Raw genomic sequence first — 24602 nt, forward strand, 5'->3', positions numbered from 1 at the left:
CGACCAGCCCCCACCGGACCCGCGGCTGGGGGTCGAAGGGGCGCAGCCCCTGATGGATGGGAAGGGTAGGGGCGGCGGGGGCGAGAAAAAGCCGTCCACGCCCCCCGCACCACCCGTCGTACCCTGGACACCCCCGGCCCCTCACACGAGTCCGGGCGTTCGTGTTGCCCCACACCAGTCGCCCCACACCTTTTGCCCCACCAGACCCCACCCCTTGCCCACCCGGACGGGAAACGCCCCGAATGAGCCTCCACGGCCTGCTAGACGCCGTAGTCAAGGACGCCCCCCTCGCGGAAGCGATCAGGGCGGCATCCGACGGCCACCGCAACCACATCGACCTGGTGGGCCCCCCGGCGGCCCGCCCCTTCGCCGTGGCCGCCCTCGCGCGGGACGCCGGCCGCCCCGTACTCGCCGTGACGGCGACGGGCCGTGAGGCCGAGGACCTGGCGGCTGCCCTGCGCTCGCTGCTGCCCCCGGACGGCGTGGTGGAGTACCCCGCCTGGGAGACGCTCCCGCACGAGCGCCTCAGCCCGCGCAGCGACACCGTCGGCCGCCGCCTCGCCGTCCTGCGCCGCCTGACCCACCCCCGCCCGGACGACCCGGAGACCGGTCCCGTCTCGGTCGTCGTCGCCCCCGTCCGCTCGGTGCTCCAGCCGCAGGTCAAGGGCCTCGGCGACCTGGAGCCGGTCGCCCTGCGCACGGGCGGGACGGCCGATCTGAACCGTACGGTCGAGGCCCTGGCGGCAGCGGCGTACGCGCGTGTCGAGCTGGTCGAGAAGCGCGGCGAGTTCGCCGTGCGCGGCGGCATCCTGGACGTCTTCCCGCCGACCGAGGAGCACCCCCTGCGGGTGGAGTTCTGGGGCGACGACGTCGAGGAGATCCGGTACTTCAAGGTCGCCGACCAGAGATCGCTGGAGGTCGCCGAGCACGGCCTGTGGGCGCCGCCCTGCCGTGAGCTGCTCCTCACGGACGAGGTGCGCGCCCGCGCCCGCGAGCTGGCCGAACGCCACCCCGAGCTGTCCGAACTCCTCGACAAGATCGCCGAGGGGATCGCCGTCGAGGGCATGGAGTCCCTCGCCCCGGTCCTCGTCGACGACATGGAACTGCTGATCGACGTCCTGCCGAAGGGCGCCATGACGGTCGTGTGCGACCCGGAGCGGGTGCGGACGCGGGCGGCGGACCTGGTGGCCACCTCGCAGGAGTTCCTCCAGGCGTCCTGGGCGGCGACCGCCGGGGGCGGCGAGGCGCCGATCGACGTGGGCGCGGCCTCCCTGCGGTCCATCGCGGACGTCCGCGACCGGGCCCGTGAGCTGGACATGATGTGGTGGTCGGTGTCGCCGTTCGCGGCCGACGAGGAGCTGGGCTCGGACACCCTCAAGCTGGGGATGCACGCCCCGGAGACCTACCGGGGGGACACGGCCAAGGCCCTCGCCGACACCAAGGGCTGGCTCGCCGACGGCTGGCGCACGGTCTTCGTGACCGAGGCCCACGGCCCGGCCGCCCGCACGGTCGAGGTGCTCGGCGGCGAGGGCGTCCCGGCCCGGCTGGAGGCCGAGCTGGGGGAGATCGCCCCCTCGGTCGTGCACGTGGCGTGCGGCTCGATCGACTACGGCTTCATCGACCCCGCCCTGAAGCTCGCGGTCCTCACCGAGACCGACCTGTCCGGGCAGAAGGCGGCCGGCAAGGACGGCGCCCGGATGCCCGCCCGCCGCCGCAAGACCATCGACCCGCTCACCCTGGAGGCGGGCGACTACATCGTCCACGAGCAGCACGGTGTGGGCCGCTACATCGAGATGGTCCAGCGGACCGTGCAGGGCGCGACCCGCGAGTACCTGGTCGTCGAGTACGCGCCCGCCAAGCGCGGCCAGCCCGGCGACCGCCTCTACATCCCCACCGACCAGCTGGAGCAGATCACCAAGTACGTCGGTGGCGAGGCGCCGACCCTGCACCGCCTCGGCGGCGCCGACTGGACGAAGACGAAGGCGCGCGCGAAGAAGGCGGTCAAGGAGATCGCCGCCGACCTCATCAAGCTGTACTCCGCCCGGATGGCGGCGCCCGGTCACGCGTTCGGGGCGGACACCCCGTGGCAGCGCGAACTGGAGGACGCCTTCCCGTACGCGGAGACCCCCGACCAGCTGACGACGATCGCCGAGGTCAAGGAGGACATGGAGAAGACGGTCCCCATGGACCGCCTGATCTGCGGCGACGTCGGCTACGGCAAGACGGAGATCGCGGTCCGGGCCGCGTTCAAGGCCGTCCAGGACGGCAAGCAGGTCGCCGTGCTCGTGCCGACGACCCTGCTGGTGCAGCAGCACTTCGGCACCTTCAGCGAGCGGTACTCGCAGTTCCCGGTGAACGTCCGGGCCCTGTCCCGCTTCCAGACGGACACCGAGGCCAAGGGCACCCTGGAGGGGCTGCGCGAGGGCGCGGTCGACATCGTCATCGGCACCCACCGCCTGTTCTCCTCCGAGACGAAGTTCAAGGACCTCGGTCTGGTCATCGTCGACGAGGAGCAGCGGTTCGGCGTCGAGCACAAGGAGCAGCTGAAGAAGCTGCGCGCGAACGTGGACGTGCTGACGATGTCCGCGACCCCGATCCCGCGCACCCTGGAGATGGCGGTCACCGGCATCCGCGAGATGTCGACGATCACCACACCCCCGGAGGAGCGCCACCCGGTCCTGACGTTCGTCGGCCCGTACGAGGAGAAGCAGATCGGTGCGGCGATCCGCCGTGAACTCCTGCGCGAGGGCCAGGTCTTCTACATCCACAACCGGGTGGAGTCCATCGACCGGGCGGCCTCCCGGCTGCGGGAGATCGTCCCCGAGGCGCGGATCGCGACGGCCCACGGACAGATGTCGGAGCAGGCGCTGGAGCAGGTCGTCGTCGACTTCTGGGAAAAGAAGTTCGACGTCCTCGTCTCCACGACGATCGTGGAGTCGGGCATCGACATCTCCAACGCGAACACGCTGATCGTGGAGCGCGGGGACACCTTCGGCCTGTCGCAGCTGCACCAGCTGCGCGGCCGGGTCGGCCGGGGCCGGGAGCGCGGCTACGCGTACTTCCTCTACCCGCCCGAGAAGCCGCTGACGGAGACCGCGCACGAACGGCTCGCGACCATCGCCCAGCACACGGAGATGGGCGCGGGCATGTACGTGGCGATGAAGGACCTGGAGATCCGCGGCGCGGGCAACCTGCTGGGCGGCGAGCAGTCCGGGCACATCGCGGGGGTCGGCTTCGACCTGTACGTGCGGATGGTCGGCGAGGCGGTCGCGGACTACCGGCGCCAGCTGGAGAGCGGCGGGATCGAGGAGGAGCCGCCGCTGGAAGTGAAGATCGAGCTGCCGGTCGACGCGCACGTCCCGCACGACTACGCGCCGGGCGAGCGGCTGCGCCTGCAGGCGTACCGGGCGATCGCCTCCGTCAACACCGAGGCCGACATCGCCGCGGTGCGCGAGGAACTCGTCGACCGGTACGGCAAGTTGCCCGAGCCGGTGGAGAACCTGCTGCTCGTCGCCGGACTGCGGATGCTCGCCCGGGCCTGCGGGGTGGGCGAGATCGTCCTCCAGGGCACCAACATCCGCTTCGCGCCCGTGGAGTTGCGCGAGTCGCAGGAGCTGCGCCTGAAGCGCCTGTACCCCGGCACGGTCATCAAGCCGGCCGCCCACCAGGTGCTGGTGCCCCGCCCGAAGACGGCGAAGGTGGGCGGGAAGCCGCTGCTCGGGCGGGATCTGCTGGGCTGGACCGGGGAGTTCCTGGCGTCGATCCTCGGGTCGTAGGGGCCCCGTGAAGTGGTGGGTGCCGCCGGGGCACCCACCACCGGTGCGTCCGGCGGCGGCTACGGTGTCGAGCGGGCGGGACGGGGAACCCCGAGCGGGACCGCCGAACGGCAACGAACAGAGGGAAGGGGTGTCGCGTGGTACGTCTGAGGGGTGGGGTCGCCGTCGTCGCTCTGGTGCTGGCCGCCGCGACCGGCTGCGAACTGGACGGCACGGGCGGTGCGGCCGGACCGCAGGAGAACCCCGCCGGGGGCGGGGGCGCCGCGTACGCCGCCGCGGAGGCGCTGACCGTCAAGGGGCGGGCGCCGAAGAACACGTACGACCGCGACGAGTTCGGCAGCGCCTGGGCCGACACGGACTCCAACAGCTGCGACACCCGCGACGACATACTCAAACGCGACCTGGACGACGTGAAGTTCCGCGACGGGGACTGCACGGTGGTCTCCGGGATGCTCGACCCCGACCCCTACACGGGGAAGGACGTGCCGTACGTGCGGGGCCGCAGCAAGGTCGACGTGGACCACGTGGTGGCCCTCTCCGACGCCTGGCAGAAGGGCGCCCAGAAGTGGGACGACAGCAAGCGCATAGCCCTGGCCAACGACCCGCTCAACCTGCTCGCGGTCGACTCCGGCACCAACCGGGGCAAGGGCGACGGTGACACGGCCACCTGGCTCCCGCCCAACAAGGCGTACCGCTGCACCTATGTGGCCGCCCAGGTCGCCGTGAAGACGAAGTACGGCCTGTGGGTCACCTCCGCCGAACAGGCCGCCATGAAGCGGGTGCTGCGCACCTGCCCGCAGCAGAAGCTGCCCACCGGCGGCAACCCGACGAAGGCCCCGTCCCGCTTCCACGCGGGCTGAGGCCGTCGCGGTGCCGCCGCGCGGCGCGGCGGATCAGCCGAAGTCCTTGTCCATGTCGATGACCTTGCCCTCGGGGGCCTCGGCCGGGACCGGCTTGTCGAAGTCGGTGAAGACCAGGTCGCCGGGCTCCTTCGCGGACTTGCTGACGACCCGCAGGAGGTACGGCTCGCCCTTGGTGGCGACGTACAGGGTGTAGCTGTCCTTGCCGTCCTTCTCCTTGAGGACGATCGCGGGAGTGCCGTCGACCTCGGCGGTCTTGCCGCGCGTGGCGTCGGAGTTGACGTCCTCGAAGTCCGCGAGGACGGTGTCGAGGTCGCAGAAGCTCGCCATGTCCTTGGAGTCCGCGGAGGTCGCGGACGTCTTGGTCCACTTGCCGGCGAGCATGTCGACGACCATGTCGGCCTCCTCCTTGGAGGAGTCCTTCGACTGGGCGCGCAGGAACGCCTCGTCGTACTTCATGTAGAGGGTGTCGCCGACCTTGATCAGCTCGGCCTGGCCCTCGCCGCCCATGCTCATGGTGCCGGCGCAGTCGCCCTTGCGGTTCATCGCCATGTCCATCCGGACCGTGCCGCCGGCGGACTCGTCCTGGATCTCGCCCTTCATCCGGAGCGAGTCGGCGCCCGAGGTGGCCTTCACGGCCTTGTCGGCGATCTCGCCGCCGGTCAGACCGGCGAACGGGCCGTCCGCCTTCTCCTCGCCGGGCAGACAGCCGGTGAGCGAGAAGGTGGCCGCGGCGGCGATGCAGAGAGCGGCGAGTGCGGTGCGACGCATGGGAGTTCCCCCCTGGGAAATCGGTGTGAGCTGCGTGGGACGAGCGGTGGTGTGGCGCTGTGCGCCGCGGCGTTCCCGGGTGTGACAGCACGTCCGACGTGTGACCGCCCGGTTGGGGCAGTCCGTCGTTCGATGGGTCAATCAGAGCAGAGCCTGTGAACCGAGTCAACACGGTTCACAGATTTGAGTCGGTTCACGATGTGAAGGGGTAGATCTTGCGCCCGTCGGTATGCTCGACGTCACACCACCAGGTACGAGGGGAGCCGGGCGCGTGCAGGGGAACGGAACAGAGGTCACCGCCGCGGAGATCGCGCGGCTCGCCGGCGTGGGGCGCGCCGCCGTCAGCAACTGGCGCCGACGGCATGCCGACTTCCCCAAACCGGTCGGCGGCACCGAGACCAGTCCGGCCTTCGCGCTCGGCGAGGTCGAGGAGTGGCTGCGCCACCAGGGCAAGCTCGCCGAGGTGCCCCTGAAGGAGCGCGTCTGGCAGCAGGTCACCGGGCACCCGGACGGGCCCGTCACCGCCCTGGTGCACGTCGGCTGCGCCCTGCTCCACCTCCACGAACGGCCCCTGGCCTGGCTGGAGTCGAGCGCCTGCCCCGACGACGGGCAGCTGGCCCGGGACCTGGCCGAGCCGCTGTGGCAGGTCCTCGCCCCGCGCCTCGGCCCGTCACCCGAGTCCGCCGTGCCCCGGCCGACGCCCGCCGGGCTGCTGCCCTCGATCCCGCTGCTGCGCGGCGCCACCGAACTCGCGGCCGACCTGGGCGCGCGGCAGACCTTCGAGTTCCTGCTCGCCCGGCACCTCGACGCCAACCCGCGTCAGTACACGCTCACTCCGGCCGGCCTCGCCGAGCTGATGGCCGAACTCGCCGGACCCGCCCGCTCGGTGCTCGACCCGGCCTGCGGCACCGGAGCGCTCCTGCACGCCGTCGCCGCCCGCCCCGGCCAGGAGCTGTACGGCCAGGACAGCTCCCGCGAACTGGCCGCCCTCACCGCCCTGCGCCTCGCCCTCGGCAGCGGGAACGCCGCGGTCCGCACCGCCGCGGGGGACAGCCTCCGCGCGGACGCCCACGAAGGGCTGCGGGCCGAGGCCGTCCTGTGCCACCCGCCGTTCAACGAGCGCAACTGGGGCCACGACGAACTGGCCTACGACCCCCGCTGGGAGTACGGCTTCCCGGCCCGTACGGAGTCCGAACTCGCCTGGGTGCAGCACGCGCTGGCCCGCCTTCAGGACGGCGGCACCGCCGTGCTGCTGATGCCGCCGGCCGTCGCGAGCCGCCGCTCCGGGCGCCGTATCCGTGCCGACCTGCTGCGCCGGGGCGCGCTGCGCGCCGTGATCGCCCTGCCGGTCGGCGCGGCGCCCCCGTACAACATCCCGCTGCACCTGTGGGTGCTGCGCAGGCCCGGCCGGGCCCCCGTGCCGCCCGAGTTGCTGCTCGTCGACACCGGCCGGCTCGTCCACGAGGGGCGCGGCGGGTCCGACCGGGCGGCCGTCCGTACCGCCGTGCTCGACGCCTGGCGGACCTTCGACCGGACCGGCGAGGTGACGGAACAGCCGGGGCTGAGCCGTTCGCTGCCGGTCATCGAACTCCTCGACGACGACGTGGACCTGGCCCCCGCCCGGCATCTGCCGCCCCCGGCCGCGGGCGGCGGCGCCGAGCAACTGGCCGCCGTACGCGACCGCCTCGGCGAGACGCTCCGCCTGACCACCGACCTCACACCCGCGCTCGCCGGGGAGGCGGGCCCCGCCCGCTGGCCGCTCACCACGGTCGGCGAACTCGCGCGCGGGGGAGCCCTGGTGCTGCGCACCGGCGGAAGCGGCCCCCACGCGCGCGTGCTCACCGACCACGACGTGCTGGCCGGCACAGCACCCTCGGGAACGCTGCCCGGGGCCGGCGAGGACCCCGTGCTCGTGGAAGCCGGCGACATCGTCGTCCCCGTCCTCGGCGGCGGCGGGGTCGCACGGGTGATCGACGAGGAGACCGCGGGCGCCGCCCTCGGCCGCAACCTCACCCTGCTGCGCCCCGACCGGGCCGCGCTGGACGCGTGGTTCGTCGCCGGCTTCCTGCGCGGCACCGCCAACAGCCGCCAGGCCAGCAGCTACGCCTCCACCGCGACCCGCCTCGACGTACGCCGCCTCCAACTGCCCCGGCTGCCCCTGGACCAGCAGCGCCGCTACGGCGAACGCTTCCGCGCCCTCGCCGCCTTCGAGGACGCCCTGCGCCAGGCCGGCCGCCTGGGCGAACGGCTGGTGAGGGGCATGTACGACGGACTGACCGACGGCACCGTCGCCCCGGACTGACACCTCGCGCGGGGACACCGGCGGGCGCCCGCCCGCCCCGGCCGACTCCCGCCGTCAGCCGCCGACTTCCGCCCACTCCCGGCTACCGGACGGAACCGCTCCGCCCACGGCGGCGTGACCAGCACTGCAGTACTACAACGGTTGTCCACATCCCTGGACCTCATGTCGTGATCGACCGATACCCTCGGGACGACATCGCGCGTTCACTCTCACCAGGCCCTCAGGAGCAGCCATGCAAGGCCACGGCTATGCGCCGACACCTCCCCCCGGCCCCGACCAGGGGGGCCAGGTCACACTCCGTGTGATCTTCGTGGTGGTCGCGGTCATGAGCTGTGGCCTGCTCGCCTGGGCCTGCATGGTGCGGCTCGCCTCGGTGACCCGCAGGCCCCGCGACTGGTGGCTGTTCGCCCTGTCGCTCGTCCACATCGTCGTGACGCTGTACATCATCGGCAGCGACCCGGGCGAGGAGGAGTTCACGACCTGGCGCGGCGACGTCGGCATGGGGCTGCTGTTCGGCGGACTCGCGGCGATCGTCGCGTACTACCTGTACGCGGACATACGCCACTTCAGCCGCGCCCGGGGGCTCCACGCGTCGCCGTACGCCCAGACCACCGGGTACGCGCAGCAGACCGGCTACAACACCGGGCAGAGCGGGTACAGCTACCCGCCCGTCCAGGTCCCCCAGCCCTACACCCCGCCGCCGGTCCCGCAGCCGCCCGCCCAGCACCAGCCCCCGCCGCAGCCCCGGCCCGCCCCGGAGCCGCAGCGCCCCGGGCCCGCCCGTATCGACCAGGTGCGCGCCGAGCTGGACGAGCTCAGTGACTATCTCCGCAATCACGAAGGAGACCGGTGACCCAGGGGAAGGGAACCGGACGCCTGATCACCGGCCGCTACGAACTGTCCACGCTCATCGGCCAGGGCGGCATGGGCCAGGTGTGGACGGCGTACGACCAGCGCCTCGACCGGCGCGTGGCGGTGAAGCTGCTGCGCCCGGACAAGGTCGCGGGCCAGGAGGCCGACGAGCTGCGCCGCCGCTTCGTGCGCGAGTGCCGCGTCACCGCCCAGGTCGACCACCCCGGCCTGGTGACCGTGCACGACGCGGGCAGCGAGGGCGAGGAGCTGTTCCTCGTCATGCAGTACGTCGACGGGGCCGACCTCTCCGACCACCTTGCCGAGCACGACCCGTACCCGTGGCAGTGGGCCGTCTCGGTCGCCGCGCAGCTGTGCGCCGTGCTGTCGGCCGTGCACGCCGTGCCGATCATCCACCGCGACCTCAAGCCGCGGAACGTCATGGTCAAGCAGGACGGCACGGTCACCGTCCTCGACCTCGGCGTCGCCTCCGTGATGGACACCGACACCACCCGCCTGACCCACACCGGCTCACCCATCGGAAGCCCCGCCTACATGGCCCCCGAACAGGCCATGGGCGGCGCGGTCGGCCCCTACACCGACCTGTACGCCCTCGGCGTGCTCATCCACGAACTGCTCAGCGGGAACGTCCCCTTCACCGGCTCCACGGCCCTCGGAGTCCTGCACCGCCACCTCTACGAGCCGCCGGTCCCCGTCCGCCGACTGCGCCCCGAGGTCCCCGAGAACCTGGAGGCCCTGGTCCTGCGGCTGCTCTCCAAGGACCCGCAGCACCGCCCGTCCTCCGCGCAGGAGACGTACGAACAGCTCCTTCCGCTGCTGCCCGCGCGCGGCATGCCCACCGGCTCCCCGCTCGACCCCACGCGCCCCTTCCTGCGCCCGCACGCCCCCTGGCCGGACCGCGCCCGCATCCCCGCGCCGCAGCCGTCCGCCGTGCCCGACCCGGTGCCCGCCGTCGACAAGCCCGATGTGGCGGGCGCCGTCGACGAGGTCAAACGGCTGCTCGGCGAGGGCCGCATCACCCAGGCCGTCGACATCCTCGGCGCGATCCTCCCGGCCGCCGCCGCCCAGCACGGCGAGCACTCACCCGTCGTCCGCACCCTGCGCAAGCAGTACGCGGCCACCCTCATGGACGACGGCCAGTACCGCCGCGCCCTGCCCGAGCTGCGCCGCCTCGCCGACGAGCGGGCCACCGAGGCCGGACAGGCCGACCCCCAGGCCCTGCGCTGGCGCTACGACTCCGCCCAGTGCCTCGAACAGCTCGGCGAACCGGCCGCGGCCCTCGCCGAGTACCGCTCCCTGCTGCCCTACTACGAGAACCAGTACGTCGGCGGCGACCCCGAACTCGCCCTCGACGTCCGCCGCCGCATCGGCCACCTGCTGCTCGCCCTCGGCGACCGGGGCGCCGCCCACGAGACCCTGGGCCGCCTGCTGCTCGACGTGGAACGGCTGCGCGGCCCCGGCCACCCCCTCGCGGGCGAGGTCCGGCGCACTCTGCAGTGGCTGGGGCAGGTACGCGGCTGACAGAGCTGACGCTGTCGGCGGCCGGGATGGGCCGGGACGGGCCGGTGGCGGCGGGCTCCCGGAGCGACGGTGCCCGAAGTCGGCGTGAATCGTTGGTCGAATGGCTGGCCGAGAGCAGGGCCACTGCCTACCATCGATCACCGCAAGACCTTGTGCACCGCCGCACAATCTCCTCGGGAGGCTCACTTGCACCGCCGCCGTCGCTCCGCGCTCCTCCTCTCCGCAGCGATCGCCGCCGCGGCCCCGCTCCTCACCGCCTGCGGAAACGACGCGCATCCCGGCGCGGCGGCCGTCGTCGGCCAGGACCGGATCACGGTCGCGCAGCTGGAGAACAGGGTGAACGAGGTGCGCACCGCCCAGCGCGCCGTCAGCACGGACGACAGCCAGTACCAGCAGGCCGTCGCCCAGAGCAGCGCCCTCACCCGCAACACCCTGAACGGCATGGTCCTGGAGAAGGTCCTCGACCAGGCCCTGAAGGACGCGGGCGTGACCGTCACCCGCAAGGAGGTCCAGAAGTACCGGGCCGACCTGGAAGCGCAGGCCGGCGGGGCCGAGGCCCTGGAGACGGCCTACCTGCAGCGCTACAGCGTCGCCCCGGGGCAGCTGGAGGAGAGCCTCCGCAGCGACGTCGAGGTCCAGAAGCTCTCCGCCGCCCTCGGAGCCGACCTCAACACCCCGGAGGGCGGCGCCGCCTTCTGGAAGGCGCTCTCCAAGGCGTCGAAGGAACTCGACGTGGACCTCAACCCCCGCTACGGCAGCTGGGGCGTCGACCCGTCGTCCGGCAGGGTCGGGCTGGTGGACGCGAAGACACCATGGCTGAAGGAGGTCACCCGGGCGGCGACGCCGGAGCAGGCGCAGGGGTGACCTCCGGGCCCCCGCCGATGCCCCGGGCGCCCGCCTGTGGACAACTCCGGGGGCCGTCCGTGACGTGGGTTACGTTCGTGGGGTGAACGCACACCGCCCCGACGGCACCTCCGCCACCACGGCCCCCGAGAGCACGGCCCCCGGCCCCGGCCGGGTCGTCCTGCTCACCACCAGCCACCGTGTCGCGCCCGGCCTGCTCTCCTGGCCGGCCTGGCAGGCACTGCACGGGGCCGACCGCGTTCTCTGCGCAGACGCGGCGCATCCCCAGCTCCCCTACCTCCGCGAGGCGGGGATCACGGTCGAGCGGGCGGCCCCCACGGCCGAGGAACTGGTGGACGACTGCGCCGGCGACCGCACGGTGGTCGTGGTGGCCGGCGCCGACGGCGAGCCCCGCCTCACCGACGGCCTGGCCCGCCTCGCCGGCTCCGGCCGCGCCCGGATGCCGTCCCTGGAGCTGCTGCCCGCCTCCTACGACCTCCCCGGCGCCCGTCTCCTCGACCTCGTCCAGGTCATGGACCGGATCCGCGCCGAGTGCCCCTGGTCCTCGCGGCAGACGCACCGGGGCCTCGCCAAGTACGGCATCGAGGAGGCGTACGAACTCGTCGAGGCCATCGAGGAGGGCGACCGGGACGAGCTCCGTGAGGAGCTGGGCGACGTCCTCCTCCAGGTCGTCTTCCACGCCCGCATCGCCGAGGACGACCCCGACGCCCCCTTCTCCGTCGACGACGTCGCCGCCGGCATCGTCACCAAGCTCATCCACCGCCACCCCCACGTCTTCGGCGACGCGACGGCCACGACCCCGGAAGAGGTCAAGGAGCACTGGCTGCGCACCAAGGCCGTCGAGAAGCGGCGCGAGTCGGTCACCGACGGCGTACCCCTCGGCCAGCCCGGTCTCGCCCTCGCCGCCAAGCTCTCCTCCCGCGTCCGCACCGCCGGCCTCGACGTCCCGATACCCGTCGGCGACGACCTCGGCCACCGACTCCTCGCCCTTGCCGCCGACGCCGAGTCCCGGGGCATCGACCCCGAGGCGGCGCTCCGGGCGGCGGCCCGCGCGTACCGGGACGCGATCCGGGTCGCGGAGGGCGTCCACCCGGAACCGGAGGGCATCCGCCCCGAAGCGGAGGAACGGACGGACGCAGACGCGGACGCAGACACGCACACGGACACGGACACGGACACCGACGGAACCTGAACCGCCGGTCGCCGGTCGCCGGTCGCCGGTCACCGCTCGCCGACGCCGTCGGCAGCCGGGGCACGGGCAGGCCGCCCCGCCGGCGCCGGATACCGTCGGCGGGTGACCAACCAGCCCGCACCCAGCTCCGCCGTGCCCACGGGTACCGGCGCGCCCGAGCTCTTCACCTGGGAGTTCGCCACCGATCCCTACCCGGCGTACGCCTGGCTCCGAGAGCACGCCCCCGTCCACCGGACCCGTCTGCCCAGTGGTGTGGAGGCGTGGCTGGTCACCCGCTACGGCGACGCGAAGCAGGCCCTCGCCGACGGGAGGCTGTCGAAGAACCCTGCGCATCACGCCGAGCCCGCGCACGCCAAGGGGAAGACGGGTATCCCCGGCGAGCGCAAGGCCGAGCTGATGACGCACCTGCTGAACATCGATCCGCCGGACCACACCAGGCTCCGTCGCCTCGTCTCGAAGGCGTTCACGCCCCGCCGGGTCGCCGAGTTCGCCCCCCGGGTCCAGGAGCTGACCGACCGGCTCATCGACGGATTCGCGGACCGGGGGGAGGCCGACCTCATCCACGAGTTCGCCTTCCCCCTGCCCATCTACGCGATCTGCGACCTGCTCGGCGTCCCCCGCGAGGACCAGGACGACTTCCGGGACTGGGCGGGCATGATGATCCGGCACGGCGGCGGTCCGCGGGGCGGTGTCGCACGGTCGGTGAAGAAGATGCGCGGCTACCTCGCCGACCTCATCCACCGCAAGCGGGAAGGGCTCACCGACCACCCCGCCCCCGGCGAGGACCTCATCTCCGCGCTCATCCGCGCCTCCGACCACGGTGAGCACCTCACCGAGAACGAGGCGGCGGCGATGGCGTTCATCCTGCTGTTCGCCGGGTTCGAGACCACCGTCAACCTCATCGGGAACGGCACGTACGCCCTCCTCACCCACCCCGGGCAGCGTGCCCGGCTGCAGAGCTCCCTCGCCGCCGGGGAGACCGGACTGCTCGAAACAGGCGTCGAGGAACTCCTGCGCTACGACGGTCCCGTCGAACTCGCCACCTGGCGCTTCGCGACCGAGCCCCTCACCCTCGGCGGGCAGGACATCGCCCCCGGCGATCCCGTCCTCGTCGTCCTCGCGGCGGCCGACCGCGACCCGGCCCGCTTCGACGACCCCGACACCCTGGACCTCTCCCGCCGTGACAACCAGCACCTCGGCTACGGCCACGGCATCCACTACTGCCTCGGCGCGCCACTCGCCCGGCTCGAAGGCCAGACCGCGCTGGCGACGCTCCTCACCCGCCTCCCGGATCTCCGACTCGCGGTGGATCCCATCGACCTGAGGTGGCGCGGCGGGCTCATCATGCGCGGACTGCGCACATTGCCAGTGGAGTTCAGCTGATTCGGTATCAGGAGGGCTGGCCAGAAGAAGCAGGGAAAACGAACGATTGTCCTGAGGTTCGCCCGTCATGGTGGCCGTGAGTCGAGTGGCGGCCGTATGTGCGGCTGCCGCACTACGGTCCGATGTCATGAAGCTGGTGGTGCAGGTGAAGCTGCTGCCGACGCCCGAGCAGGCGTCGGCGCTGGACGTGACCCTGAGCGCCTGCAACCGGGCTGCCACCTATGCCTCTGCCGTCGCCTTTGCCAAGGACTTGACGGACCGTAACGGTCTACAGAGGGACGTGTATGCGGATTTGAAAGCAACCTTCGGGTTGTCCGCACAGCCGGTGGTGCGGGTGGTGAAGAAGGTGGTCGACGCCTACGCGACACTGAAAGCCAATCTGCGGGCTGGCAATGTGGGGTCATCTGCCTCGAAGCGGTACCGCAAGGCGGTCGGCGCCCCGATCGTCTTCCGGCCGGAGGCGGCGCAGCCGTTCGACGACCGCTGCCTGTCCTGGCAGTGCGACGCACGCACGGTGTCCATCTGGACGGTGAATGGGCGGATGAAGGGCATCCGTTTCGCCTGCTCGTCCGACCAGCTCAAGATGCTCATGGCGCATCGCAAGGGTGAGAGCGACCTGGTCCAGCGGGGTGGCAAGTGGTTCCTCATCGCTACCTGCGAGATTTCCGAGCCGGACGTTTACGAGCCAGTCGACTGGATCGGGGTGGATCGGGGCATCGTGAACCTGGCCACCACCTCCGACGGTGCCAACCATCAAGGGCGCGGCTTGACTCGCTATCGACGTTGGCAGGCTTGCAAGCGCGCTGAGTTGCAGCGGAAGAACACCCGATCGGCTCGGCGGCGCCTGGCTTGCTGCAGGCAGAAGGAGAAGCGCCATACCGCTCACGTGAACCATCGGATCAGTAAGGAGATCGTGTCCGTCGCCCAACGCACCGGTCGCGGCATCGCTGTCGAAGCACTCGGCGGCATTCGCGAGCGGGTACGGCCACGCGGCGGCCAGCGGGACAGGCTCTCCTCCTGGCCTTTCCACCAGCTCGGGCAGCATCTCGCCTACAAGGCCCGCCGGGCTGGGGTGCCATTCCTGGAGGTGGATGCGGCCTACACATCGCAGCGTTGTCCGCGCTGCGGCCACACCGAGCGGGCCAACCGGTCCGACCGGGATCACTTCCGTTGTCGTCGGTGCGGCCTCGCTGGGCCTGCCGATGTCGTCGCCGGGGTCAACGTGCGCAACCGCGCACGCTCGGCGTGGGCATTCGTCACCATGCCCGTCCCGTCACCGGCGTAGCCGACAGCGGGAGATGCGACCCGTGACCGTCCTGTCGTAGGGGGCAGTCGGGAGCGCGACGCGGTGTGAACTCTCATGCGGCAGCCTGATGGTTCACGGCCGAGATGGTGACGTGATCTGTGCTGCATCGACTTGTTATAAACGATCGTCTAAGGCTACGTTCACACGTCAGTGCGAAGGGGTCGTCACGCCCGTCGCACAGGCCACCGCTGTCGTGTGAAAGGCAACCGCATGCTCTCCGGGAACGGTCGTCACCGTCGCCCCCGTCAGGCTCCGGCTCTCCTCGTCGCGGCGGGAGTGACCGGGTCGGCCATCGCCATCCCGCTCCTCGGCGCCACCGGCGCGAGTGCGGCGAGCGGAACCACCTGGGACCAGGTGGCGGAGTGCGAGAGCGGTGGCTTCTGGAGCGCGGACACCGGGAACGGACGCTACGGCGGTCTCCAGCTGACCCAGGCCAACTGGGAGAAGTACGGCGGCCTCGAGTACGCGAAGACCGCGGACCTGGCCAGCCGCTCCCAGCAGATAGCCGTGGCCGAGAAGGTCCTCGCCGACCAGGGCGTCGGCGTCTGGTCCACCTGCGGACTGCTCCACAACCTGGGCGGCGACTCCGGTTCCGCCGACGTGGACACCGGCGTCGCGGACGACTCGTCGAACTCCGGCAGCGGTTCCGGTACATCCGGTTCGCCGGATTCCTCCGCTTCGCCGGACTCGGCCGACTCGGCCAAGTCGACCGACGACGCCGACTCCGGCGACGGCTCGGGGAAGCGGGCCGCCTCGCCGACCCCGTCCGCGGACGCGGACACGGACGACGGTTCCGCGAAGGCGACCACGGACTCCGACTCCGACTCCGCGGACTCCACCGGCTCCGGCGACGGCGACTCCCGCACGTCCGGCGGCGGAACGTCGGACGACGCGCGCCGGAGCGACGGTTCCGCGGCCTCCGGCGACGGCGAGAGCGGTACGGGCCGCCACCGCGGCGCCAGCGCCGACGAGGGATCCGGCACGGACACCGGCTCCGCCGCGGAGTCCGGCGACGGCTCACGCGCCGACGGCACCTCCTCCGGCCGTCACGCCTCACGGGACGGCGGCGCCTCGCGCGAGGCGGTCGAGGGCGCCTACACCGTCCGCGTGGGGGACAGTCTGACCGGCATTGTGGACTCGCTCGGCCTGGACGGCGGGTGGCGGTCGCTGTACGCCGAGAACGAGCGCACGGTCGGAACCGACCCGGACCTCATCCTTCCCGGTCAGACCCTCGAAGTCGGTGCCGAAACGGGCGAAAAGTAGCGGCAGTTCGGGTCATGGTTCGACCCTGATTGCCCGTTTTGATCTCCGTGGGAGATGAATCACAGACCCCCTGATCGTCTTTGAAATTCGGGCAATCACCTGTTTACGGTCGTGACCGCTCGCCACAGCGGGCCCTCCCGGTCGGCACGCCGAATCCTGCCATCGGCCGTGAGGAACAGTCGTCGCGTCAAGCGCCGTAGGCAGGAGCGGGGGACCCAAGGTAAGTGCCGGGTCCGGCGGTTGCGGCCCTTCGGGGGCGCAACGACCGGAACCGGCTGGGGGTGAAGCCGCGCGACGTGAGCCGAGAGGCGAGCGTGCGCGGCCGGGCAACTCAACCGGCCCGAACCCGACAGCTCACCTCGCAGGCGTCGGTGAGGGGATCTCTCCATGCTGTTCTCCAGCAAGGGCAAGCACCGTCGCCCGTCCAAGGCCGCTCGCGCCATCGCCGTCGTCGGCGTCACCGGTGCCGCCGCCGTCGCCGCCCCGCTGATGGCCGCCGGCAGCGCCTCGGCCGCCACCGCCTCCGAGTGGGACGCCGTCGCCCAGTGCGAGTCCGGCGGCAACTGGTCCATCAACACCGGCAACGGCTACTACGGCGGCCTGCAGTTCTCGGCCTCCACCTGGGCCGCCTACGGCGGTACGCAGTACGCCTCCACCGCCAACCAGGCGAGCAAGGCCCAGCAGATAGCGATCGCCGAGAAGGTCCTCGCGGGCCAGGGCAAGGGTGCCTGGCCGGTCTGCGGTGTCGGCCTGTCCGGCGCCTCGTACGACGGCGCCCCCGCCTCCTCCGGCACCACGAACTCCTCCGGCTCCTCGCAGAGCACGCAGGAGAGCACCAAGAAGAGCACCGAGGGCAACCGCGCCTCCCGCTCCTCCGAGCGCGCCACCGTCAAGACCCCGACCGGCAAGAAGGTCAAGAAGGGCGACGGCGAGTACAAGGTCGTCAAGGGCGACACCCTCAGCGGCATCGCCGCGAAGAAGCACGTCAAGGGTGGCTGGGAGAAGCTCTTCGAGCTGAACAAGGACATCATCGACGACGCCGACTTCATCTACCCGGGCCAGCAGCTCCACCTGAGCTGACCCACGGCGTCCACGACGGCCGCCACACGCCTGCCGCCCCCACGGCCGCCCCCACGGCCGGGCAGGCGAGGGCAGGTTCAGCCGGGCCGGAAATCAGGCCGCTCCCCGGCTGAACCACAGCCCGCTCACATCCGTGTCCTCCAGAGTGAAGACCTCGTGAGGGCCGTCCCCCCGTCCCCACGGGCTCCCCGCCCCGGTGCGCATTCCCCCGTACGCACCGGGGCGGGGCTTTTTTTGCACCGTCGGCGACTTCTCTTGTTCACCCCCCCTTTGTTCCGGGCGGGAACAATGGGTACGGTCTGTCTGTCCACGGGACGGTCGGTCGGCTGCCGACGGCCCGGGGGCGGTTAGGCTCTAGTCGCACGGCCCCAAGCGGCCCCGCACAACCAGCGTCACATCCCATGAAGGAGATGCTCGTGCCGTCCATCGACGTCGTCGTAGCCCGGGAAATCCTCGACTCACGAGGCAACCCCACCGTCGAGGTCGAGGTCGGCCTCGACGACGGCAGCACGGGTCGTGCCGCCGTTCCCTCCGGTGCCTCCACCGGCGCCTTCGAAGCCATCGAGCTGCGGGACGGCGACCCCAACCGCTACCTCGGCAAGGGCGTCGAGAAGGCCGTCCTCGCGGTCATCGAGCAGATCGGCCCGGAGCTGGTCGGCTACGACGCCACCGAGCAGCGCCTGATCGACCAGGCGATGTTCGACCTGGACGCCACCGACAACAAGGGCTCCCTCGGCGCCAACGCCATCCTCGGCGTCTCCCTCGCCGTCGCGCACGCCGCCTCCGAGGCCAGCGACCTCCCGCTCTTCCGTTACCTGGGCGGCCCGAACGCGCACCTGCTGCCCGTTCCGATGATGAACATCCTGAACGGCGGCTCGCACGCCGACTCCAACGTGGACATCCAGGAGTTCATGATCGCCCCCATCGGCGCGGAGTCCTTCTCCGAGGCCCTGCGCTGGGGCGCCGAGGTCTACCACACCCTCAAGAAGGTGCTGAAGACCAAGGGCCTGTCCACCGGCCTCGGCGACGAGGGCGGCTTCGCCCCGAACCTGGAGTCCAACCGCGCCGCCCTGGACCTCATCCTGGAGGCCATCAAGGAGGCCGGCTACACCCCCGGCGAGCAGATCGCCCTCGCCCTGGACGTCGCCGCCTCCGAGTTCTACAAGGACGGCGTCTACACCTTCGAGGGCAAGGAGCGCTCCGCCGCCGAGATGACGGAGTACTACGCCGACCTCGTCGCGTCGTACCCGCTCGTCTCCATCGAGGACCCGCTGTTCGAGGACGACTGGGCCGGCTGGAACACCATCACCGAGAAGCTGGGCGACAAGGTCCAGATCGTCGGCGACGACCTCTTCGTCACCAACCCCGAGCGCCTCGCCCGCGGTATCGAGGAGGGCTCGGCCAACGCCCTGCTCGTCAAGGTCAACCAGATCGGCTCGCTGACCGAGACCCTGGACGCCGTCGAGATGGCGCAGCGCAACGGCTTCAAGTGCATGATGTCCCACCGCTCCGGCGAGACCGAGGACGTCACCATCGCCGACCTGGCCGTCGCCGTGAACTGCGGCCAGATCAAGACCGGTGCCCCGGCCCGCTCGGACCGCGTCGCCAAGTACAACCAGCTGCTGCGCATCGAGGAGATCCTCGACGACGCCGCGGTCTACGCCGGCCGCTCCGCCTTCCCGCGCTTCAAGGGCTGAGCCGCCGACTGACCCGTTGAGGGCCAAGCCCGCGCCAGTCGTACGTACGTCCCCGTACCGGTCCCGTACCGTGTGCGGGGACGTACGCGCGTGCGCGGGAGAAGGCAGCAGCGGAAGGGGACGCGGGACATGGCCGTGAAGGACCGGGACCGGGACCGTTTCTCCACCGCGACCCGGCTGAAGGTGCTCGGTGAGCAGACGGCCGCCCGGGTCTACCGCTCCCAGGCCAAGCGCCAGGTCCGCCGCTCCCGGCTGACCGGCCGGGCCGCGCTGCTCGCCCTCGTCCTCTGCTCGATGATCGTGGCGCTCGCCTATCCCATAAGGCAGTACGTCTCCCAGCGCGCCGAGATCGCCGACATGCAGCGGCAGCGCCAGGAGGCGCGCGAGCGGGTCGAGGAGTTGCGCGACCTCAAGGCGCGCTGGCAGGACGACGCGTACGCCGAGCAGCGCATCCGGGAGCGGCTGCACTACGTGATGCCGGGCGAGACCGGCTACACCATGATCGACCCGGACGCGGCGAAGCAGTCCCGTACGACCCAGGGGGCGGCCGACCGTCCCTGGTACACCAATGTCTGGGACGGGGTCGACAAGGCCGACGCCGCCGACAGCCGGACGGTCACCTCCGTGACCGTCGACCGATGAGCCACACCGAGGACTTGAGTAGCAGGTTATGCAGACCCCTCCGCCGACCACCGAGCGCACCGAGCCGACCGACGCCGACGTCGAGGCGTTCCAGCAGCAGCTCGGGCGCCCCCCGCGCGGCCTCCGCGCGATCGCGCACCGCTGTCCGTGCGGCCAGCCGGACGTCGTCGAGACGGCCCCGCGTCTGCCGGACGGCACGCCGTTCCCCACGACGTACTACCTGACGTGTCCGCGCGCGGCCTCCGCGATCGGCACGCTGGAGGCCAACGGCGTGATGAAGGAGATGACACAGCGGCTGGCGACGGACCCCGAACTGGCCGCCGCCTACCGGGCCGCGCACGAGGACTACATCGCCCGCCGCGACGAGATCGAGGTCCTGGAGGGCTTCCCGAGCGCCGGCGGCATGCCGGACCGCGTGAAGTGCCTGCACGTCCTGGTGGGGCACTCGCTGGCCGCCGGTCCCGGTGTCAACCCGCTGGGCGACGAGGCGATCGCGATGCTGCCCGAGTGGTGGGCGAAGGGCCCGTGCGTGGTGCCCGCGCCGGAGTCCGCGAAGGAGGACGGCCAGTGACCCGGGTCGCCGCCGTCGACTGCGGCACGAACTCCATCCGGCTGCTGGTCGCCGACTGCGAACCGGCCACCGGTGAACTCGTCGAGCTGGACCGGCGGATGACCATCGTCCGGCTGGGCCAGGGCGTGGACCGTACGGGACGGCTGGCGCCCGAGGCGCTGGAGCGGACCTTCGCGGCCTGCCGGGAGTACGCGGCCCTCATCAAGGAACTGGGTGCCGAGCGGATCCGCTTCGTGGCCACCTCCGCCTCCCGGGACGCCGAGAACCGGGACGATTTCGTCCGCGGGGTGTTCGACATCCTGGGCGTCGAGCCCGAGGTGATCTCCGGCGACCGGGAGGCCGAGTTCTCCTTCACGGGCGCCACCAAGGAGCTGACGGGCCGCACCGACCTCACCACGCCGTACCTGGTGGTGGACATCGGCGGCGGCTCCACCGAGTTCGTGGTCGGCGACGGCCACGTGCGCGGCGCCCGTTCCGTGGGCATCGGCTGCGTCCGGCTGACCGAGCGGCACCTCGTCCGGGACGGGGCCGTCGTCGACCCTCCCGGGCCGGAGCAGATCGCCGCGATCCGCGCCGACATCGAGGCCGCCCTCGACCTCGCCGAGCGGGACGTCCCGCTGCGGGAGGCGCACACCCTCGTCGGGCTCGCCGGTTCGGTGACGACCATCTCGGCGATCGCCCAGGATCTGCCCGCGTACGACTCGGTGGCCATCCACCACTCCCGGGTCTCCCACGACCGCGTCCGGGAGATCACCGAGTGGCTGCTGGCCTCGACGCACGCCGAGCGGCAGGCGGTGCCGTCGATGCACCCGGGCCGGGTGGACGTGATCGCCGCGGGCGCTCTGGTCCTGCTCTCGATCATGGAGCGGATCGGCGCGTCGGAGGTCGTGGTCAGCGAACACGACATCCTGGACGGAATCGCCTGGTCCGTCGCCTAGCTCCCGGGCGGCCCGCACCTGTTTTACTACTCGTCAGTAGCCTCGCTTGAGCTGTTCGGATAACGTATGAGCGCGTCCGAGGGGTGCTCCGGCGCCCCTCGGCGGCCCTCCGCCGGGAAACTTCGTGAAGTTCTTCACAAGAGAATCGGCCCAGTTGAGCGATGTTTTGAGGCTCCGCAGAGCGTTCCGGGGCTTCGGGGGGTCGACGGGGCGTCCCCGAGGGGATGTCGCGGGGGTCTCGTCCGTGTGAAACCGGGGGGTGGTCCAGCGCTCCCGGGAGACCGGAACGGCAGTTCACGCGGCCTTGACAACGGTCAAACCCACCGGCTGGTTCCCTGGTGGACCGCGGGTCCCGCCCAAGGGGTCGCGCAGTGTAGCAGAGGGGGCGAGGAAGCTTGTGAAGGGGCGCACGAGCGACCCCCGGATGGCGGGTACATACTCGATGGCATGAGCACCACGGAGCGTCCCAGGATCCTCGTAGTAGGCGGTGGGTACGTAGGCCTGTACGCAGCTCGGCGCATCCTCAAGAAGATGCGCTACGGCGAGGCGACCGTCACGGTCGTCGACCCCCGGTCGTACATGACCTACCAGCCCTTCCTCCCCGAAGCCGCCGCCGGCAGCATCTCCCCCCGGCACGTCGTCGTCCCGTTGCGACGCGTGCTGCCGAAGGCGGAGGTCCTCACCGGTCGGGTCACCACCATCGACCAGGACCGCAAGGTCGCCACGATCGCCCCGCTGGTCGGCGAGGCGTACGAGCTGCCCTTCGACTACCTGGTGATCGCGCTCGGCGCGGTCTCCCGCACCTTCCCGATCCCCGGCCTCGCCGAGCAGGGCATCGGCATGAAGGGCATCGAGGAGGCCATCGGCCTGCGCAACCACGTGCTGGAGCAGCTCGACAAGGCCGACTCCACGACCGACGAGGACGTCCGCCGCAAGGCGTTGACCTTCGTCTTCGTGGGCGGTGGCTTCGCCGGCGCGGAGACCATCGGCGAGGTCGAGGACATGGCCCGCGACGCCGCGAAGTACTACAAGAACGTGTCCCGCGAGGACATGCGCTTCGTGCTCGTCGACGCCGCCGACAAGATCCTCCCCGAGGTCGGTCCGAAGCTCGGCAGCTACGGCAAGGAGCACCTGGAGGGCCGTGGGGTCGAGGTCTACCTCAACACCTCCATGGACTCCTGCGTAGACGGCCACGTCGTGTTGAAGAACGGGTTGGAGGTCGACTCCAACACGATCGTCTGGACCGCCGGCGTCAAGCCGAACCCGGTCCTCTCGCGCTACGGCCTCCCCCTCGGCCCCCGCGGCCACGTGGACGCCCAGCCGACCCTCCAGGTCACCGGCACCGACTACATCTGGGCCGCGGGCGACAACGCCCAGGTCCCGGACGTCGCGGCCCGCAAGGCCGGCGTCGAGAACGCCTGGTGCCCGCCGAACGCCCAGCACGCGCTGCGTCAGGCGAAGGTCCTCGGCGACAACGTGGTCTCCGGTATGCGGGGCTTCCCGCAGAAGGAGTACGCGCACTCCAACAAGGGCGCGGTGGCGGGTCTCGGCCTCCACAAGGGCGTCGCGATGATCGTCATGGGCAAGATGAAGATCAAGCTCAAGGGCCGTCTGGCGTGGTACATGCACCGCGGCTACCACGGCCTCGCGATGCCGACGTGGAACCGGAAGATCCGTGTCTTCGCGGACTGGACCCTCGCGATGTTCCTCAAGCGTGAGGTGGTCTCCCTGGGCGCCATCGAGACTCCTCGCGAGGAGTTCTACGAGGCCGCCAAGCCGGCGCCCGCGCCGGTCGCCGCCGCGAGCAAGACCGCCGAGAAGGCCAAGGCGTCCTGACGCCCTGACCCCTGGTGTCCTCCGAAGGGCCTCCCGCCATCCGTGGTGCGGGGGGCCCTTCGGGGTGCGTGGGGGAGCTCGGGGGGTTCGGTTCGTGGGTGGGTGCGGGTGAGTGGGGGCTGGTCGCGCAGTTCCCCGCGCCCCTGAAAAGCAGGGGCTGCGCCCCGTGCTTTTCAGCGCCGACACCCGCCGCCTTCGGACCCCCGGGCCCCTGGGCTTTCAGGCCCGCAGGGCCTGGGCTTCTAGGGGCGCGGGGAACTGCGCGAGAAGCCCCACCGGGCCCGCACCCGAAGAACACACCTCCCCACGGGAATACGGCACAGCCCCGCAGGTGATTACCGTGGCGTTGGACATTCCGGGATCTCCTGTCACGGAGGTGTGCGCCATGCAGGACGCCGCGTCGCGGCTGAAGAACCTGTTCGAGCAGCTGTCGGGAGAACCGCTCCCGGTCCGGCTGCGGGCCTGGGACGGCTCGACGGCAGGCCCACCGGAGGCCCCCGCCCTGGTGGTACGCAACCGCAGGGCCCTGCGCCGGCTGCTGTGGAAGCCGGGCGAACTGGGCCTGGCCCGCGCCTGGGTCGCCGGCGACCTCGGCGTCGAGGGGGACCTCTACGCCGTACTGGACCTGGTGGCCGCCCATGTGTGGGAGCGGGACGAGGACGCCCGGAGCACGCGCCGGGCCCTGCGCGACCCGGAGGCCCGCGCGGCCGTCGGAGGTCTGCTGAAACTGGCCGGCCCCGCCGCCCTGGTCCCGCCCGCCCCGCCCCGCGAGGAGGTCCGCGCCCGCCACCGGCACACCCGGCGCACCGACAGACGGGCCGTCAGCCACCACTACGACGTGGGCAACGACTTCTACGAGCTCGTCCTCGGCCCGTCGATGGTGTACTCGTGCGCCTACTGGCCGGCCCCCGACGCCACCCTCGAAGCCGCCCAGCACGACAAGCTCGACCTCGTCTGCCGCAAACTCGCCCTGGCCCCGGGCATGCGGCTCCTCGACGTCGGCTGCGGCTGGGGCTCCCTGGCCGTGCACGCGGCCCGCGCGTACGGCGTGCACGTCGTCGGGGTCACCCTCTCCCAGGAGCAGGCCGCGTACGCCCGTAAGCGGGTCGCCGACGAGGGCCTCACCGACCGTGTCGAGATCCGCGTCCAGGACTACCGGGACGTGGTCGACGGGCCCTACGACGCCATCTCCTCCATCGGCATGGCCGAACACGTCGGCGCCGACCGGTACCTGGAGTACGCCAGGGACCTGTACCGGCTCCTCGCCCCCGGCGGACGGCTGCTCAACCACCAGATCTCCCGCCGTCCCCAGCAGGACGAGGGCGCCTACTCCCTCGACGGCTTCATCGACGCGTACGTCTTCCCGGACGGCGAACTCGCCCCCGTCGGCACCACCGTCACCCAGCTCGAACGCGCCGGGTTCGAGGTGCGGGACGTGGAGTCCCTCCGCGAGCACTACGCCCTCACCCTGCGCGCGTGGGTCGCCCGGCTCGAAGCGGGCTGGGCCCGGGCGGTCGCCCTCGCCGGTCCCGGCCGCGCCCGTGTCTGGCGCCTCTACATGGCCGCCTGTGCCCTCGGCTTCGAACGCAACCGGCTCGGCGTCAACCAGGTGCTGGCCGTACGGCCCTCGGAAGGGGGCGCGTCGGGGCTCCCGCTCAGGGCCCGGACCTGGGGAGCCTGACTCCCCGTACAGGGGCGTGAGCGGCCGTACGGGGGCGCGCGAAGGGCCC

At 71.7% G+C, this 24602-nt stretch carries 18 protein-coding genes and 1 riboswitch; of the genes, 17 read left to right on the plus strand and 1 reads right to left on the minus strand.

What is annotated here, in order from left to right:
- Positions 1-242 precede the first annotated feature (242 nt).
- Positions 243-3776, plus strand: a complete 3534-nt coding sequence (gene mfd / locus PYR72_RS28875) for a transcription-repair coupling factor (protein ID WP_275458006.1) — start codon at positions 243-245, stop codon at positions 3774-3776.
- 137 nt (positions 3777-3913) lie between these two features.
- Positions 3914-4636 (plus strand): HNH endonuclease family protein, encoded by a 723-nt coding sequence (locus PYR72_RS28880; protein ID WP_275458007.1) that lies wholly within the window; start codon positions 3914-3916, stop codon positions 4634-4636.
- 33 nt (positions 4637-4669) lie between these two features.
- Here PYR72_RS28880 and PYR72_RS28885 read toward each other — a convergent pair whose 3' ends face one another.
- A complete protein-coding gene (locus tag PYR72_RS28885) occupies positions 4670-5407 on the minus strand; it encodes a hypothetical protein (RefSeq protein ID WP_275458008.1) in 738 nt (245 codons plus the stop codon).
- 271 nt (positions 5408-5678) lie between these two features.
- On the opposite strand from PYR72_RS28885, the gene PYR72_RS28890 reads away from it, so the two are divergent.
- The 15 genes from PYR72_RS28890 to PYR72_RS28960 all read left to right on the plus strand — a co-directional run bounded on the left by PYR72_RS28890 (position 5679) and on the right by PYR72_RS28960 (position 24553).
- Positions 5679-7709 carry an N-6 DNA methylase gene (locus tag PYR72_RS28890; protein WP_275458009.1) on the plus strand — a complete coding sequence of 677 codons (2031 nt, stop codon included), beginning with the start codon at positions 5679-5681 and terminating at the stop codon, positions 7707-7709.
- A 232-nt stretch (positions 7710-7941) separates the two neighbouring features.
- On the plus strand, positions 7942-8562 hold the full coding sequence (locus PYR72_RS28895) for a hypothetical protein (RefSeq protein WP_275458010.1): 621 nt from the start codon (positions 7942-7944) through the stop codon (positions 8560-8562).
- 44 nt (positions 8563-8606) lie between these two features.
- A complete protein-coding gene (locus tag PYR72_RS28900) occupies positions 8607-10100 on the plus strand; it encodes a serine/threonine-protein kinase (protein WP_267892303.1) in 1494 nt (497 codons plus the stop codon).
- 186 nt (positions 10101-10286) lie between these two features.
- Entirely contained in the window at positions 10287-10964 is a 678-nt protein-coding gene (locus PYR72_RS28905) for a SurA N-terminal domain-containing protein (RefSeq protein WP_275458011.1), read from the plus strand.
- Positions 10965-11046: 82 nt separating this feature from the next.
- Positions 11047-12156, plus strand: coding sequence for a nucleoside triphosphate pyrophosphohydrolase (locus PYR72_RS28910; RefSeq protein ID WP_275458012.1), 1110 nt, complete (start codon positions 11047-11049; stop codon positions 12154-12156).
- 102 nt (positions 12157-12258) lie between these two features.
- Positions 12259-13539: a cytochrome P450 gene (locus PYR72_RS28915; RefSeq protein WP_275458013.1), complete on the plus strand. Its 1281-nt coding sequence runs from the start codon at positions 12259-12261 to the stop codon at positions 13537-13539.
- A gap of 127 nt (positions 13540-13666) precedes the next feature.
- Positions 13667-14824: a transposase gene (locus PYR72_RS28920; RefSeq protein ID WP_275458014.1), complete on the plus strand. Its 1158-nt coding sequence runs from the start codon at positions 13667-13669 to the stop codon at positions 14822-14824.
- Positions 14825-15055: 231 nt separating this feature from the next.
- Positions 15056-16108, plus strand: a complete 1053-nt coding sequence (locus tag PYR72_RS28925; protein ID WP_275460548.1) for a transglycosylase family protein — start codon at positions 15056-15058, stop codon at positions 16106-16108.
- A gap of 182 nt (positions 16109-16290) precedes the next feature.
- Positions 16291-16491, plus strand: a riboswitch (cyclic di-AMP (ydaO/yuaA leader).
- A gap of 4 nt (positions 16492-16495) precedes the next feature.
- Positions 16496-17188 (plus strand): transglycosylase family protein, encoded by a 693-nt coding sequence (locus PYR72_RS28930; protein WP_275458015.1) that lies wholly within the window; start codon positions 16496-16498, stop codon positions 17186-17188.
- A gap of 416 nt (positions 17189-17604) precedes the next feature.
- A complete protein-coding gene (gene eno / locus PYR72_RS28935; protein ID WP_013003053.1) occupies positions 17605-18885 on the plus strand; it encodes a phosphopyruvate hydratase in 1281 nt (426 codons plus the stop codon).
- A 129-nt stretch (positions 18886-19014) separates the two neighbouring features.
- Positions 19015-19527 (plus strand): septum formation initiator family protein, encoded by a 513-nt coding sequence (locus tag PYR72_RS28940; RefSeq protein WP_013003054.1) that lies wholly within the window; start codon positions 19015-19017, stop codon positions 19525-19527.
- 28 nt (positions 19528-19555) lie between these two features.
- The gene (locus PYR72_RS28945) at positions 19556-20098 is read left to right on the plus strand and encodes a DUF501 domain-containing protein (protein WP_275458016.1); all 543 of its coding nucleotides are present in this window, start codon (positions 19556-19558) and stop codon (positions 20096-20098) included.
- Entirely contained in the window at positions 20095-21036 is a 942-nt protein-coding gene (locus tag PYR72_RS28950; protein WP_275458017.1) for a Ppx/GppA phosphatase family protein, read from the plus strand. The genes PYR72_RS28945 and PYR72_RS28950 overlap by 4 nt, the downstream gene beginning before the upstream one ends.
- A 447-nt stretch (positions 21037-21483) precedes the next feature.
- On the plus strand, positions 21484-22872 hold the full coding sequence (locus PYR72_RS28955) for an NAD(P)/FAD-dependent oxidoreductase (RefSeq protein WP_059079888.1): 1389 nt from the start codon (positions 21484-21486) through the stop codon (positions 22870-22872).
- Positions 22873-23257: 385 nt separating this feature from the next.
- Positions 23258-24553 (plus strand): class I SAM-dependent methyltransferase, encoded by a 1296-nt coding sequence (locus tag PYR72_RS28960; RefSeq protein WP_275458018.1) that lies wholly within the window; start codon positions 23258-23260, stop codon positions 24551-24553.
- The last annotated feature ends 49 nt before the right edge of the window (positions 24554-24602 follow it).

The organism is Streptomyces sp. VNUA24, assembly GCF_029167005.1.
In the GTDB taxonomy this organism is placed as follows: domain Bacteria; phylum Actinomycetota; class Actinomycetes; order Streptomycetales; family Streptomycetaceae; genus Streptomyces; species Streptomyces scabiei.